Origin of the sequence: Micromonospora sp. RV43 (genome assembly GCF_001029515.1) — a bacterium.
GTDB classification, from domain to species: domain Bacteria; phylum Actinomycetota; class Actinomycetes; order Mycobacteriales; family Micromonosporaceae; genus Micromonospora; species Micromonospora aurantiaca.
Window position 1 is genome coordinate 1 of the sequence record NZ_LEKG01000048.1, and the last position, 13,074, is coordinate 13,074.

Consider the following 13,074-nt stretch of genomic DNA (forward strand, 5'->3'; position numbering starts at 1 on the left):
GTGCGGGCGCGGGGGTGGGGTCAGCGCAGGGTGGAGACGGAGAACAGGGCGCCGTCGGGGTCGCGCAGGGCGGCGCTGCGTCCGGCCGGGTTGTCGCGCGGCGGGACGAGGATGGTGCCGCCCAGCTCGGCGGCCCGGGCGGCGGTGGCGTCGGCGTCCTCCACCGCGAAGTACACCGCCCAGTACGCGGGCAGGTCCTCCGGCATCGGCTCGGCCCGGGGCAGCATCCCGGCGACGATCCGGGCGCCGCAGCGCCACCCGGTGTACGCGACCGGTCCGGCCGGGCGCTCCTCCGGATGCCAGCCGAAGACCAGCGCGTAGAACTCCTTCGCACCCTCCGGGTCGGGGGTGACCAGATCGTTCCAGCACATCGCGCCCGGCGCGTTGTACAGCTCGGCCCCGCGCATCGCCATCGGCTGCCACACGCTGAACACCGCGCCGGCCGGGTCGGCGAGCACCGCCATGCGGCCCTGCTGCGCGACGTCGAACGGGGATACGACCACCTGCCCGCCGGCCGCCTCCACCCGGGTCGCGACCAGATCGGCGTCGTCGGTCGCCACGTACGTGGACCAGACCGGCACCTGGTCCGGCGTACCGGGTGGCCCGGCCCCGGCGACCGCCTTGCCGTCCTTGCGGAAGACGGTGTAGCCGCCGGCCTCCGGTTCGGGGGAGATCTCTCCGGTCCAGCCGAACAGCTCGGGGTAGAACCGTCGGGCGTCGTCCAGACCGGGCGTGGCCAGGTCCGTCCAGCAGGGCGTGCCGGGCTCGACGCCGTTCACGGTGACCCCTCTCGCCGGGGGCGGCCCGCTCGCCCGCCCTGTCGGCATCGTGGCACCGCCGGGTCGGCCACCGGGCCGGAACCGGACAAAAGGTCAGCTGAAGCGGCGTCCCTCGTCCCGCCGGTACGCCCAGCCGGCGAGCGCGGCGAGCACCAGCACCCAGACCACGAGCATCACCAGCGCCCGGGTGTCCGGCCGGAAGTCGGTGACCGCCGCCCAGATCAGTTCCACGGCGCCCCGGGTCGGCAGGTAGGGCGCGATCGCCTTGATGAAGCCGGGCGCGTCGTCCGGCCCGGAGAGCAGGCCACCGCCGAACGCGAGCGGGAAGAAGATCACCTGCGCCACCACGATCGCGGCCTTGCTCGGCAGCGAGTAGCCGATCGCCAGGCCGAGCAGCGTGAACGGCACCGAGACCACGGCGACCGCGCCCAGGCCGAGCAGGAACTGCACCGCGCTGACCCGGGCGTCGGTGGCGACCGCCGCGATCACCACCACCGGGATCATCGAGACGTAGGTCAGGACCACCCCGGCCAGGATCCGCCCGGCCAGCCGCGGCGCCGGTCCGGTCGGCAGGGTCCGGGTGTACGGGTTCCAGGGCTGGTCGCGGTCCTCGGAGACGCCTACGCCGTACTGGAAGATGTTGGCGGTCATCACCGCGAAGGTCACCATGGCGGCGGTGGCGTAGGTGGCGCCGACCGGGTCGTCGCCGGCGAACGGCACCACGAAGAAGAGCATCGAGGCGGCGGGGAAGAACGCGCTGCCCACCACCGCCACCGGCACCCGGATGATCTCCAACAGGTGGTAGCGGGCGTGGATCAGGGCGAGCGGCACGGCGGTCTCCTAGGCAGGGGTGGGCGCGGGCCGGTCGTCGGCCGTGATGGCGAGGAACGCCTCCTCCAGCGAGGTGGGCCGGACCTCCAGATCGTGGAACGGCACCCCGGAGGTGACCAGGCCGCGGACGAGCTGGTCGGCGTCGGTGGTGAGCAGGTGCACCCGCCCGTCGGCGCGTTCGGTGGTGACCACGCCCGGCAGCGCCGGCAGGTCGTCGGCGACCAGGCTGACCCGGCGTACACCGACGATCCCGCGGATCGCCGCCACCGAGTCGTCGGCGAGCACCCGCCCGTGGCCGATCACCACCACCCGCTGCGCGAGCGCCTCCACCTCCTCCAGGTAGTGGCTGCTCAGCAGCACGGTGCCGCCGTCGGCGTGGAAGCCGCGGATCGCGTCCCAGAGCGCGTGCCGTGCCTCCACGTCGAGGCCGGTGGTCGGCTCGTCGAGCACCACCAGCCGGGGACGGCCGACGAACGCCAGCGCCACGGCGAGCCGGCGACGCTGCCCGCCGGAGAGGCCGCCGGTCTGCCGGCGGACCTGGTCGGCGAGGCCGAACCGGTCGAGCAGCTCGCCTCGCGGCACCGGGTCGGGGAAGTGCGCGGAGACGAAGTCGACCACCTCGCCGACCCGCAGCGTGCCGGGCAGGCCGGTCTCCTGCGGGGTGACCCCGAGCTGCCGCCGGCTCGCCGGGTCGCGCGGGTCGCCGCCGCACAGCTCGACCCGGCCGGCGGTGGGGCGGCGCAGCCCGACCAGCAGGTTGATCAGCGTGCTCTTGCCGGCGCCGTTCGGCCCGAGCAGGCCGACCAGCTCGCCGGCCCGGACGGTCAGGTCGACCCGGTCCAGCGCCAGCACGTCGCCGTAGCGGCGGCTGACCTGTTCGGCCTGGGCCAGGATCATCGGCGATCTCCTCGGGCGGAAGGGCTGTGCCTCCCCTGTCTACCGTGCGCCCGCCAGCCGCGCTGTCCCCTGACCGGGTGCTCGCATCCCCTAGTCTGGTGGCGCCGTCGACGACGGTGGAAGTTCCGACCGGACACTGGGGAGGGTCCGTGACCAGTCCGAGCAGGAATCTCGACGTCCAGCCGGAGGCGCTGAGGTCGTTCGCCGCCGCCTCCCGGGACCGGGCCGGCCGGTTCCGTGAGCTGGAGCGGGCGTTCCGCGACGGCCACGTGGCCCGGCACTCCTTCGGCGTCATGCCCGCGTCGTTCAGCCTCGCCGCCGCGTACGAGCAGCAGTTCGAGGCGTGCCTGGAAGGGCTGGCGGACGGCGCCGAGGTGATGGCCGACATCGCCGAAGGGCTCGACGACACCGCAGAGGCCTACACCGGCACGGACGTGGCGAACACCGACATGTTCAAGCCGGGCGTGTGAGGGGGCGGGATGAGCACCGAGGCGCTGCAGCGCAACAAGACCTACTTCGAGCAGATCGTGTCGGGCACGCCCGACCCGTTCAAGCCGCTGTCGAACGCGGTGCTGTGGCCGTTCGAGCAGCTCCTGGAACTGGTCGCCGGTGAGCCGGACGATCTGATGCGGGCGGCCCAGCTCGCGCTGACAACCGGGGAGGCGGTTCGGCGGATCGCCGGGGACCAGGTCGCCGACCGGGCCCGGCTGCGCGGCGCCTGGGACGGCGACGCGGCGGACAAGTTCCACGCCTCGATGGAGTCGGTCGAGGAGGCGATCGAGGAGCTGGCGAAAGGGCTGGACGGCACCAAGGAGGTGCTGGTCGACGCGGCGAACGCCGCTGTGGACGCCTTCAACCTGCTGGTCGAGCTGATTCTGGAGTTCCTGCTCTGGTTCCTGACCGAGGTCATCATCGCCGCCGTGGCGGCCGTGCTGAGCGCCGGTGTGACACTGGCGGCCACTGTGGTGCGCGTGCTGGCCCGGCTGGCCACCACCGTCGGCCGCATGGTCAAGATCGTGGCCCGGTTCGCGGAGATCCTCACCAAGCTGGTCACCAAGCTGGAGAAGGTCGCCGAGCTTCTCATGCGCTACCGCCGGGTGGTGCTGGAGCTGCGGCAGGCCAAGAAGGCGTACCGGGCGTGGAACAAGTCCGGCTACACCAGGGAGGCGTTCGCGTTCAAGATCAAACGCGCTGCGATCCTCTTCCCCGGCAAGTTCGCCATCAACCAGGCGTCCCCGGTGAACATCCCGGGCATCGGTGGTGCCCTGCTCGACACCGGGATGGGCCTGCACGACGTCTCCGACGGGCGCAAGGACCGCAACTACCTGGTGGACGGCACGTACCGCGAGGATCTCGGCCCGTACACCAACGGCGTGCAGAACGTGTTCGACTCGATCGTGAACTGAGAGGCAGCAATGACGTTCCCGGCCCTGGACCGGATCGAGGCGCTGGCCCGCAACCTGGACGGGTGGCAGCGCGAACTCGGCGCGCGGATGGCCGAGCTGGAGCAGAGCAGCGCCGAGGGGGTGAGCGACTCCGGCCTGGTCACTGTCGTGGCCGCGGCCGACGGCAAGATCCTCTCTACCGACATCAACGCGCGGGCCATGCGCTTCGACTCGTACACGCTCGCCGAGGAGATCACCTCGGCGGCGAACCGGGCGCAGGAGGCCGCCGCCGCCCGCGTACGCGAGATCGTCGGCGAGGTGATGGGCAACGCGCCGGGTGCGGAGCGCCCCGCCGACGACGGCTACGGCCACGACCGATACTGAGCCGATGGACGAGACCAGATACCGCGACCGGATCGGCCTGCTCGTCGAGCCGGGCGAGCGTGTCCTGGCCCACGCCAAGGCCGACGTCGGCCAGGGGCTCGCTCCGGCGCCGCCGCCCGAGCCGGAGTCCACTGCCGAGCCGAGCCGGCGGACGATCGGCTCGGTGCTGCTCAACGTGCTGCTGCCACTGGCCACCTGGGACCGCGGCGACCGCCTGGTCGACGCGATCGGCTGGGGGATCGCCGGACGCGGCGCCCCCGGCACCGCCGCCTCCCGCCTACATCGCGCGCTCCGCCCGCCCCGGCCCGACCTCCAGGTCCGGGAGACGCTGCTCGCGGTCACCGAGCGGCGTTTGCTGGTCTGCCGCACCGGCGGGGTCAAGCTGCTCGCCGGGCGCGAGGCCGAGGAACGCGCTCTGACCGAGACCGCCGTGGCGTGGTCGGCCGCGCGCGGCGAGATCGCCTCCGCGCGGGTGGGCTGGCACCGGCTCAACCCGAAGCGGCTGCGGATCGACTTCACCGACGGCTCCTGGTTGTCGTTCACCGTGCCGATCGCCGAGTCCGGCCGCCCGCTGCGCGAGGTCGCCGCCGCGCTGTCCGCCTGACCGGACCCGCCCCGCCGGGCCTGCGGCGGGCCGTCGAGGACCGCGGTCGGCCGTCCACGTCCGCGCGGCCGGGCCTCCTCGTCAGGCCGTCAGCGGCGCGGGCAGCGGCTCGCGGTGCAGCACGGCCAGGCGGGAGACCGCCCGGGTCAGCACCACGTAGAGGCGGTGCAGCCCACGCGGCTCGGCGGCCACGATCGCCGCCGGCTCGACGACCACCACGTGGTCGTACTCCAGGCCCTTGACCAGCGTCGCCGGGACCACAGTGACGCGCGCCGCGGCCTCGACGTCGTCGGCGGTTGCGGTCTCGACGCCCGCGTCGGCGAGCGCCGCGCGGAGCCGGTCGACCGCGTCGTCGGCGGCGATCACACCGACCGAGCCGTCGTGCGCGAGCGCCGCCCGCACCTCGGCCACCGTCGCGGCCGTCAGGTCCTCGGCGGTACGCACATCGAGCGCGCCGTCGTTGCGCAGCGACCGGGCCGGGGGTACGTCGACGGCGAGCGCCGGCAGCAGCCGGTTCGCGAACGCCACCACGGCGGCGGGCACCCGGAAGCCCACGCTCAGCGGCACCACTGCCGCGTCCGGCTTGCCCAGGTGGGCCAGGGAGTCCCGCCAGTCGGTGGCCGCCCACGGCGCGGTGCCCTGGGCCAGGTCGCCGAGCAGCGTGATCGAGCCGTGCTCGCTGCGCCGGGCGATGGCCCGGCACTGCATCGGGGAGAGGTCCTGCGCCTCGTCGACCACCACGTGCCCGAAGCCGGCGGGCCGTTCTAGCAGCCCGGCCACCTCGTCGATGAGTACCGCGTCGGCGGCGGTCCACCGGGTCGCCTTCGCGGTGCGGCTGATCTTGCCGGAGCGGAACAGCTCCTGCTCCTCGGGCGTGAGCAGGCCGTCCGCAGCGGCGGCGAGCGCGTCGGCGTCGGTGCGCAGCCGGTGCACCAGCCCGTCCGGGGTGAGCGCCGGCCAGACCGCGTCGAGCAGGTCGGTGACCGGCTTGATCCGGCTCATCCGGCGCAGCCAGGCGTCGCTCGGTGACTCCGCCCGGCGCGCCTCCGCCTGGCGTTGCAGCAGCCCCACCACCCGCGCCCGGACCCGCTCCCGGCCGGTGGCGTAGGGCAGCCCTTCCCCGCGGGTCTCGGTGACCAGCCGGTGCAGCGGGTCCAGCCCGATCCGCCACCGGTACGAGCCGTCCGACACCATGATCGGCTCGGTCGGCGTACCGATGTGGGCCTCGACGGCCCGGCGCAGCACCTCGGCCATCCGGACGTCGTGCTTGAGCGCGGCGGCGGCCGGGTCGTCGACCGCGCGGACCGGCACCCGCGCGACCAGGTCCTCCACTGTGGCCTGCTCGACCTCGACCTCACCGAGCGCGGGCAGCACCGCAGCGATGTACGACAGGAACGCCCGGTTCGGCCCGACGATCAGCACACCCGAGCGGCGCAGCCGTTCCCGGTGCAGATAGAGCAGGTACGCGGCGCGGTGCAGCCCGACCGCCGTCTTCCCGGTGCCCGGTGCGCCCTGCACGCAGATCGAGTCGGCCAGGTCAGCCCGGACCAGCTCGTCCTGCTCCGGCTGGATGGTGGCGACGATGTCGCGCATCGGGCCGACGCGGGGACGCTCGATCTCGGCGGTGAGGATGCGGCTGGCGGTGCCGAGTTCCTCGCCCCGGTCCAGGTGCTCGTCCTCGAAGCTGGTCAGCGTCCCGGCGCTGAACCCGAACCGGCGGCGTACGGCGACACCCTGCGGGTCGCGCGCGCTCGCCCGGTAGAAGGACCGGGAGACCGGGGCCCGCCAGTCCAGCACCAGCGGTTCGCCCAGCTCGTCGGTGACGTGCCGCCGCCCGACGTGGTACTCCCGCCCGGCGTGGTCCGGGTCGTCGCCGCCGAAGTCCAGGCGGCCGAAGAACAGCGGGGTGGTCGGGTCGTCGGCCAGCTCCTTGACCCGCCGGGCCATGTGCCGGCCGAGCTGCTCGGCTGTGTACGAGTCTCCGGCCACCTTGTCGCCGGTGGAGAAGAGCGCCTCGGCGCGTTCCCGCATCCGGGTCAGCGCGGCGCGGGAGGCGTCGAGGTGGGCACGCTCGGCGGCCAGTTCGGCGTCGAGGCTCGGTGTGGCGTCAAGGTCGGTTGCGGGCACGATGAACTCCGATGGCTCAACTGAGGCTCGCTCGCGTGTCCGGGGCGGTTGGCCTGCTCCCGGCGCGGGGACGTCCGCTGCGGTGCATGCTCACCGCGGCCGTCAGGCGGTCCTCCACGCTACGGGAGCACCGGCCGGTCACGCCAACGATTTTCGGGATGGCTGGCGTTTCGCTCGACCCGGCCTCCACCTTAATAATATTATTAAGTCCGGAGGTGGGGGATGGAGTGGGAGATCCTGATGACAGGGCAGGTGGAGGAGTTCCTCGATCAGCTCTACGTCCTCGACCGCGACTCCCATCGCCTCGTCAACCAGGCCATCCTGGTGCTGGAACGCAACGGGCCCGCCGAGGGGCGACCTCTCGTCGACAGCATCACCGCCTCGCGTCTGAGCAACCTCAAGGAGCTGCGACCGCCGTCGGCGGGGCGCACCGAGATCAGGATCCTGTTCGTCTTCGATCCATGGCGCTCAGCGGTGCTGCTGGTCGCCGGCGACAAGTCCGGGCAGTGGACACGGTGGTACCGCGAAGCCATACCGGAGGCGGAGCAGCTGTACGACACGTACCTGAAGGAACGGCAGGAGGAGAACCGATGAGCGGCGTCAAGCGCTGGCGTGACACCACCCACCTGGACCGGGCGATCGACACTGCCGGCGGCCCGCGCGCGTTCGAGGCCGAGGTCGGGGAGATGCTCGATCAGGCGCGTGGGTGGCGGCTCGCCGAGCTGCGCAAGCGGCGGGAGATGACGCAGGAGCAGGTGGCGTCGAGGATGGGTGTCTCGGTCGCCCGGGTCTCGCAGATCGAGGCGGGCAACGTCGCGACCCAGGAGGTGCTCGCGCGCTACATCGGTGCGCTCGGCGGCACCCTCAAGTTGATCGCCGACTTCGGCGACGAGCAGCTCAAGGTCGCCTGAATCCGATGGTTCCACCGCTGGATCCCGGCGTCCGCCGACGCGGGATCATTGAGGCATGACCGAGGCGCTTCCCGGCCGGAGCCGGGTGACGATCAGTGATCCGCAGGTGATGCGGGCACTCGCTCACCCGGCCCGCATGGCGATCATGGAACATCTCGGCACGCTGGAGGGCGGTGCGACGGCCACCGAGTGCGCCGAGATCGCCGGCCTCTCGCCGAGCGCCACCAGCTATCACCTGCGCGAGCTGGCGAAGTTCGGGCTGGTCCAGCAGGCACCCGGGCGGGGTGACGCCCGGGAGCGGCTCTGGCAGGCGGTGAATCCGTCGTACCACGTCGAGGTGGGGCCGGACGCCGACCCGGAGGCGCGTGCCGCCGAGGCGGCCCTGGTCGAGGCGCACATGGTCCGCGACGCCCAGCGGGTACGGGACTGGTTGCGCCGCGCGCCGGACGAGTCGCCGGAGTGGTACGCGGCGACCTGGTTCAGCGACAGCATGCTGCTCATGACCGCCGAGGAGCTGACCGAGCTGAACCAGGCGATCCAGGCGCTGATGGAGCCGTACCGGCGGCGGACCCGGACCGATCCGCCGGCCGGGGCCCGGCCGGTGGCGACGCAGTACCGGGCGATGCCCGTCGACTGAGGGGGTTGCGCGCGTCAGTTGTGAAGGATTACTTTCGAAGTATGTCCTTCACAACTGACGAGTCGCGCTGGCCGGACGTCTGGCTCGCGGCCACCGCGCGCGGCATCTCCAGTTGCGGGGACTTCCTCGCCGCCGCCACGCTCACGCTCGCCCTCCAGTCCGCCGGCGCCGGCGGACTCGCCGTCTCCGGGCTGCTGCTCGCCGCGACGTTGCCGCTCGTGGTGCTCGCGCCGCTGACCGGCCGGCTCGCCGACCGGGTGGACAGCCGGCTGCTGCTCGTCGCCGCCGGTCTCGCGCAGGCCGCGGTCTGCCTGGCCCTCGCGTACGCGCGGGATCCGGTGCTGGTGATCGCACTCGTGGCGCTGCTCGCGACCGGGCTCGCGGTCACCCAGCCGGCGATCGCCGCGCTGGTGCCGGTGATGGTCCGGCCCGAGGACCTGCCCCGGGCGGGCGCGCTCAACCAGACCGCCGGGACGCTCGGCGCGCTCGCCGGTCCGGCGCTGGCCGGGCTGCTCGTCGGGCAGTTCGGCACCCGGGTGCCGCTGCTCGTCGACGCGTTCAGCTACCTCGCGCTGGTGGCGGCCGGGCTGCTCATCCGTACCCGCAGGGGAGGGCGCCGGACGCCGGCCGCGGTCGCCGCGGCGGTCGCGCCCGCGTGGCGGCTGCGCCGCGACCCGCTGCTGACGGTGATGGTCGGCAGCGTGGCCGCCGTGATTGGCGCGGTCGGCGCGGTGAACGTGATCGAGGTCTTCTTCATCCGGGAGACGCTCGGCAGCAGCACCACCGTGTACGGCCTGGTCACCGGCTCCTGGACGCTCGGCATCGTGCTCGGCGCGTGGCTGTTCGCCCGGGTCGCCCGCCGGCTCGCCGACGACGGCGCGCTGCTCGGGGCCGGGCTGGTGCTGCTCGGCGGCTGCTGCCTGGCGGTGCTCGTCTCGGCCGCGGTGCCCTCGGCCTGGCTGCTCGTGCCCATCTGGCTGGCGGGCGGCGTGGCAAACGGTGGCAACAACGTCTTCGACCAGTTGCTGCTGGCACGGCGGGTGCCCGAGGCGTCCCGGGGCCGGGCGTTCGCGGTCTTCGGAGCGGCGGCGCAGGGGGCGGCGATGGGCGGCTACCTGGTCGGGGGCCTGCTGCTGGAGGTGGCCGGCCCGCGCGTCCTGATCGCCGGCTGCGGCGTGGCCGGCCTGCTGGTCGTGGTGGCGCTGCTCGGGCCGGTCCGCCGCGCGGTACGCGCCGAGCGCGCCGCCGCCCGTACGGCCACGCCTGCCGCCGTCTCCGTGGCGGCGAAGTCCGTCTGACCGCTGGTGTTAAGAAGGGGCCCTTCCTCTACCGGAGGCGTTAACAAGGGGCCCTTCCTTCCCGCCGGGTGCGGAGTTCACCACTCGATCGGATCCCCCGGCGGCGCGGCGGAAGCCACGGCGATACGGTCGGGTCATGGCCGACCGCATCGCCCGCCCCCGGGTGGGGCACATCCAGTTCCTCAACTGCCTGCCCATCTACTGGGGGCTGATGCGGTCCGGCGCGCTGATCGACGTCGACCTGCACAAGGACTCGCCGGACCGGCTGAGCGCCGACCTGGTGGCCGGTGACCTGGACATCGGCCCGATCACGCTGGTGGAGTTCCTCAAGCACGCCGACGACCTGCTGCTCCTGCCCGACCTGGCGGTCGGCAGCGACGGGCCGGTGCTCTCGGTGAACGTGGTGTCCACCCGCCCGCTGGGCGAGCTGGACGGCGCCCGGGTGGCGCTCGGCTCCACCTCGCGTACCGGGGTGCTGCTGGCCCAGCTGCTGCTCGCCGAGCGGCACGGCGTGCGCCCGGAGTACTTCCGCTGCCCGCCGGACCTGACCCAGATGCTGCTGGAGGCCGACGCCGGAGTGCTCATCGGCGACGTGGCGCTGCGCGCGCTCTACGAGGCGCCGGCCAAGGGTCTCGAGGTGACCGACCTGGGGCAGGCGTGGCACGACTGGACCGGCCTGCCGATGGTGTTCGCCGTCTGGGCGGTACGCCGCGAGTTCGCCGCCGCCCACCCGGGCCTGGTCAAGGAGGTGCACGAGGCGTTCCTGCGCTCGCGCGACCTGTGCCTGGCCGAGCTGGACCAGGTGGCGGAGGCGGCGGCCCGCTGGGAGACGTTCGACGCGGCCACGCTCGCCACGTACTTCCGGGCGCTCGACTTCTCGCTGGGCGAGCGGCAGGTGGCCGGGCTGCGCGAGTTCGCCCGCCGGGCGGCCGCGCACGGGGAGGTGCCGGCGCTGCCGGCCGGCGGCCCGGAGTTCTTCCAGGGCTGACCGCGAGGGCTGACCGCGCGGGCCGCGCGAGGGCCGGCCGCGCGGAGTCAGGCCGGGCGTGCCTGGGTCAGGTCGCCGGGCGCAGCAGCGCCTTGGTGATCCGTTCGCAGGCGTCCATGCCGTACTCCCAGCCGCCTTCGACGCCGAACGGGGTGCGCAGCATCACGCCCATCGTCCAGGTGTCGCCGATGGCCAGGCAGTTGACGTGGTACTCCTCTTCCTTGTCCCGGTCGATCCACCCGTTCTTGATGGCGATCTTCTTCTGCTGGGCCGCCGGGAACGCCTTGCGGATGCCGAAGTCGCCGGGAGCGCGTACCTGGCGCATCTCGTTGAGCAGCCACTTGGTCCACTTCGGCCCGGCCGCCCGGCCGTCGTCGATGCAGAGACCGAGGCGCGCGGTGTCCCGAGGGGACAGCTCGGTGCGGCTCCAGCCGCCGTCGGAGGCGACCTCGCTGTCGGTCAGCCTGCAGATCGAGATCAGCCGCTCGATCGAGTCCGAGCCGCCGACGTTCTCGTAGAACTCCTGCGCCCGGGTGTTGTCGCTGTCCCGGATGATCTTCGTGGCGTCGGCCAGCTTCGCGTCGCTCGGCGTCCGGCCTTCCGCGGCGCTCAGGCGCAGGTAGTCGGCCACCACCCAGGACTTGATCAGGGACGCGGTGGTGCTCGTCTCGCCCATGTTCGCCGAGCCGATGATCTTCCCGGTGCGCTTGTCCAGGACGGACCAGGCGTACCAGCCCTTGATCTTGAGGCTGTCCAGGTTCTTCGCCTGGAACGGCAGCGGGGCGATCGACGGTGAGGGGGCGACACGCGGCGCGTTGCGGTCGACGGACTGCTGCGTGGACCGTTCGCTCGTCGGCTCGGGATGCGAGTTCGCGGTGGCCTCCAGCGGGGAGCCGGGGATCACACGCAGGGAGAGGCCGAGCAGGCCGACGAGGGCCGCAGCCAGGGCGCCGAACGCGAGCGGGCGCCGGTAGCTGCCGGGCCGACGCCGGGCACCGGCCATCAGAGCTTCCCGACCGGCTGTTGCGGCACCTTGAGCGCGGCGCCGGGCTGCGGCGCCACGAGCTGGGTGGCGACGGCGGCGCACACCTTCGCACCGTACGGCAGACCGGAGCTGCCCGGGTACCGCATCATCACGGAGAGACTCCACTTGTCGGTGAACGCCAGGCAGCTGACGTGCCAGTTGCCGTCGTAGGCGAGCTGCGTCCAGCCGTTCTTCATGTGCACCGGGCCCTGCGACTTGATCGTCGCCGGCAGGCCGTCGATGATGCCCCACCGGCCGCCGCCGGACCGCGCGCCCTGCTTGCTGACGCTGCCGGCCACCTTGGTCATCTCGCTGAGCAGCCACTTGGTCCACTTGGGGCCGGCGGCGCGGCCGTCGGCGATGCAGTCGCCGAGGCGGGCCGCGTCCCGGGGGGACATCTCGGTGAAGCTCCACCAGCCCTTGTAGTCGGGCACGCTACCGGGCCTGGTGTCGGTCAGGCCGCAGATCTGGATCGCCCGCGCGATGACCGGGTCGGGCCGGCCGCCCGGCTGGGGCTTGTAGGAACCGCCCGCCGCCCGGTACACCGCGTTCGCGCCGTCGTCGTCGCTGTCCCGGATCGCCAGGATCGCCGCCTTCTTGAGCCCGGCGCTCGGCTGCTTGTCGCCGAGCTGGCGAAGGTAGTCCGCGATGATCCAGGCCTTGAGCATCGACTCGGTGGAGCTGGTCTGGTTCATGTTCTTCGCGCCGGTGACAGTGCCGGTCTCGCGGTCCATCAGGGCCCAGGAGAAGAACTCACCCTTGAAGTTCACCGACACCGGGGCGTCGGCGAGCGTCGGGGGCGCCGGCGCGGTCGGTGCCGGCGCCGGGACCTGCTCGCCGCCGCCGAGGCCGCCCGCGCCGTCTCCGCCGGAGAGCTTCGCGTACGCGGCCGGCACCAGCATGACGCCGCCGATGAGGACCGCCACGATGGCGAGCACCAAGGTCACGCGAGGTCGCATGAGTGGTGAGCTCCAGATGTCTGGCCGGGGGGACCGGCGCTTCCGCATGGGTTCGGCCCGGTCGCCACTAGGCCGGGGGACGGTGGCCTGAACGGTGACGATCATGAAGCCGAACGGTTTGCCGGTCGGAAGTCTACTTCCGGACAGCGCGGATGCCAGGTCTCGACACCCGTGACTTTGCCGGGTGGGCGGGATATTGAGCTGCTTTGCCGCTCTTGGGGGATTTCTGCGATTCACAGTGATCGACATC

General features: G+C 72.9%; 15 protein-coding genes. 9 read left to right on the forward strand and 6 right to left on the reverse strand.

The genetic code is table 11. The features are described 5' to 3' along the window. Positions 1-20: 20 nt before the first annotated feature. The 3 genes from ABD52_RS14230 to ABD52_RS14240 form a co-directional block, all read right to left on the reverse strand. Positions 21-779 carry a VOC family protein gene (locus ABD52_RS14230; protein ID WP_047892123.1) on the reverse strand — a complete coding sequence of 253 codons (759 nt, stop codon included), beginning with the start codon at positions 777-779 and terminating at the stop codon, positions 21-23. 93 nt (positions 780-872) lie between these two features. Beyond that, positions 873-1,610 (reverse strand): ABC transporter permease, encoded by a 738-nt coding sequence (locus tag ABD52_RS14235; protein ID WP_013283575.1) that lies wholly within the window; start codon positions 1,608-1,610, stop codon positions 873-875. Positions 1,611-1,619: 9 nt separating this feature from the next. Next, positions 1,620-2,507, reverse strand: a complete 888-nt coding sequence (locus ABD52_RS14240; RefSeq protein ID WP_047892124.1) for an ABC transporter ATP-binding protein — start codon at positions 2,505-2,507, stop codon at positions 1,620-1,622. A 149-nt stretch (positions 2,508-2,656) separates the two neighbouring features. Between ABD52_RS14240 and ABD52_RS14245 the strand changes: the two genes are divergently transcribed. The 4 genes from ABD52_RS14245 to ABD52_RS14260 are packed head-to-tail and all read left to right on the forward strand — an operon-like array spanning position 2,657 to position 4,880. After that, positions 2,657-2,977 (forward strand): type VII secretion target, encoded by a 321-nt coding sequence (locus ABD52_RS14245; protein WP_013283577.1) that lies wholly within the window; start codon positions 2,657-2,659, stop codon positions 2,975-2,977. Between the two features lie 9 nt (positions 2,978-2,986). After that, entirely contained in the window at positions 2,987-3,913 is a 927-nt protein-coding gene (locus ABD52_RS14250) for a WXG100 family type VII secretion target (protein WP_013283578.1), read from the forward strand. Between the two features lie 9 nt (positions 3,914-3,922). Further along, on the forward strand, positions 3,923-4,276 hold the full coding sequence (locus ABD52_RS14255; RefSeq protein WP_013283579.1) for a YbaB/EbfC family nucleoid-associated protein: 354 nt from the start codon (positions 3,923-3,925) through the stop codon (positions 4,274-4,276). 4 nt (positions 4,277-4,280) lie between these two features. Continuing rightward, positions 4,281-4,880: a hypothetical protein gene (locus ABD52_RS14260; protein ID WP_047892125.1), complete on the forward strand. Its 600-nt coding sequence runs from the start codon at positions 4,281-4,283 to the stop codon at positions 4,878-4,880. An 81-nt stretch (positions 4,881-4,961) separates the two neighbouring features. On the opposite strand, the gene ABD52_RS14265 is transcribed toward ABD52_RS14260, so the two are convergent. Further along, positions 4,962-7,007, reverse strand: coding sequence for an AAA family ATPase (locus ABD52_RS14265; RefSeq protein WP_047892126.1), 2,046 nt, complete (start codon positions 7,005-7,007; stop codon positions 4,962-4,964). Between the two features lie 222 nt (positions 7,008-7,229). On the opposite strand from ABD52_RS14265, the gene ABD52_RS14270 reads away from it, so the two are divergent. The 5 genes from ABD52_RS14270 (at position 7,230) to ABD52_RS14290 (ending at position 10,841) form a co-directional block, all read left to right on the forward strand. Then, positions 7,230-7,601, forward strand: a complete 372-nt coding sequence (locus tag ABD52_RS14270) for a type II toxin-antitoxin system RelE/ParE family toxin (RefSeq protein ID WP_013473543.1) — start codon at positions 7,230-7,232, stop codon at positions 7,599-7,601. Continuing rightward, a complete protein-coding gene (locus ABD52_RS14275; RefSeq protein ID WP_030273570.1) occupies positions 7,598-7,918 on the forward strand; it encodes a helix-turn-helix transcriptional regulator in 321 nt (106 codons plus the stop codon). Before ABD52_RS14270 ends, ABD52_RS14275 begins: the two co-directional genes overlap by 4 nt. Positions 7,919-7,973: 55 nt before the next feature. After that, a complete protein-coding gene (locus ABD52_RS14280) occupies positions 7,974-8,555 on the forward strand; it encodes a helix-turn-helix transcriptional regulator (RefSeq protein WP_013283582.1) in 582 nt (193 codons plus the stop codon). A 41-nt stretch (positions 8,556-8,596) separates the two neighbouring features. Next, positions 8,597-9,853: an MFS transporter gene (locus tag ABD52_RS14285; RefSeq protein ID WP_047892127.1), complete on the forward strand. Its 1,257-nt coding sequence runs from the start codon at positions 8,597-8,599 to the stop codon at positions 9,851-9,853. Between the two features lie 136 nt (positions 9,854-9,989). Then, entirely contained in the window at positions 9,990-10,841 is an 852-nt protein-coding gene (locus tag ABD52_RS14290; protein WP_013283584.1) for a menaquinone biosynthetic enzyme MqnA/MqnD family protein, read from the forward strand. Positions 10,842-10,908: 67 nt separating this feature from the next. On the opposite strand, the gene ABD52_RS14295 is transcribed toward ABD52_RS14290, so the two are convergent. Together ABD52_RS14295 and ABD52_RS14300 are read right to left on the reverse strand one after the other, a co-directional pair. Continuing rightward, entirely contained in the window at positions 10,909-11,844 is a 936-nt protein-coding gene (locus tag ABD52_RS14295; RefSeq protein ID WP_047892128.1) for a hypothetical protein, read from the reverse strand. Then, positions 11,844-12,824, reverse strand: a complete 981-nt coding sequence (locus ABD52_RS14300) for a hypothetical protein (RefSeq protein WP_047892129.1) — start codon at positions 12,822-12,824, stop codon at positions 11,844-11,846. Before ABD52_RS14300 ends, ABD52_RS14295 begins: the two co-directional genes overlap by 1 nt. Between the last annotated feature and the right edge of the window lie 250 nt (positions 12,825-13,074).

Bases quoted from the DNA above. Each gene is read 5' to 3' on its own strand.
- ABD52_RS14285 (WP_047892127.1), top strand. From the start codon at position 8,597: ATGTCCTTCACAACTGACGAGTCGCGCTGGCCGGACGTCTGGCTCGCG.
- ABD52_RS14275 (WP_030273570.1), top strand. From the start codon at position 7,598: ATGAGCGGCGTCAAGCGCTGGCGTGACACCACCCACCTGGACCGGGCG.
- ABD52_RS14250 (WP_013283578.1), top strand. From the start codon at position 2,987: ATGAGCACCGAGGCGCTGCAGCGCAACAAGACCTACTTCGAGCAGATC.
- ABD52_RS14295 (WP_047892128.1), bottom strand. From the start codon at position 11,844: ATGGCCGGTGCCCGGCGTCGGCCCGGCAGCTACCGGCGCCCGCTCGCG.
- ABD52_RS14280 (WP_013283582.1), top strand. From the start codon at position 7,974: ATGACCGAGGCGCTTCCCGGCCGGAGCCGGGTGACGATCAGTGATCCG.
- ABD52_RS14270 (WP_013473543.1), top strand. From the start codon at position 7,230: ATGGAGTGGGAGATCCTGATGACAGGGCAGGTGGAGGAGTTCCTCGAT.
- ABD52_RS14255 (WP_013283579.1), top strand. From the start codon at position 3,923: ATGACGTTCCCGGCCCTGGACCGGATCGAGGCGCTGGCCCGCAACCTG.
- ABD52_RS14300 (WP_047892129.1), bottom strand. From the start codon at position 12,824: ATGCGACCTCGCGTGACCTTGGTGCTCGCCATCGTGGCGGTCCTCATC.
- ABD52_RS14290 (WP_013283584.1), top strand. From the start codon at position 9,990: ATGGCCGACCGCATCGCCCGCCCCCGGGTGGGGCACATCCAGTTCCTC.
- ABD52_RS14240 (WP_047892124.1), bottom strand. From the start codon at position 2,507: ATGATCCTGGCCCAGGCCGAACAGGTCAGCCGCCGCTACGGCGACGTG.
- ABD52_RS14260 (WP_047892125.1), top strand. From the start codon at position 4,281: ATGGACGAGACCAGATACCGCGACCGGATCGGCCTGCTCGTCGAGCCG.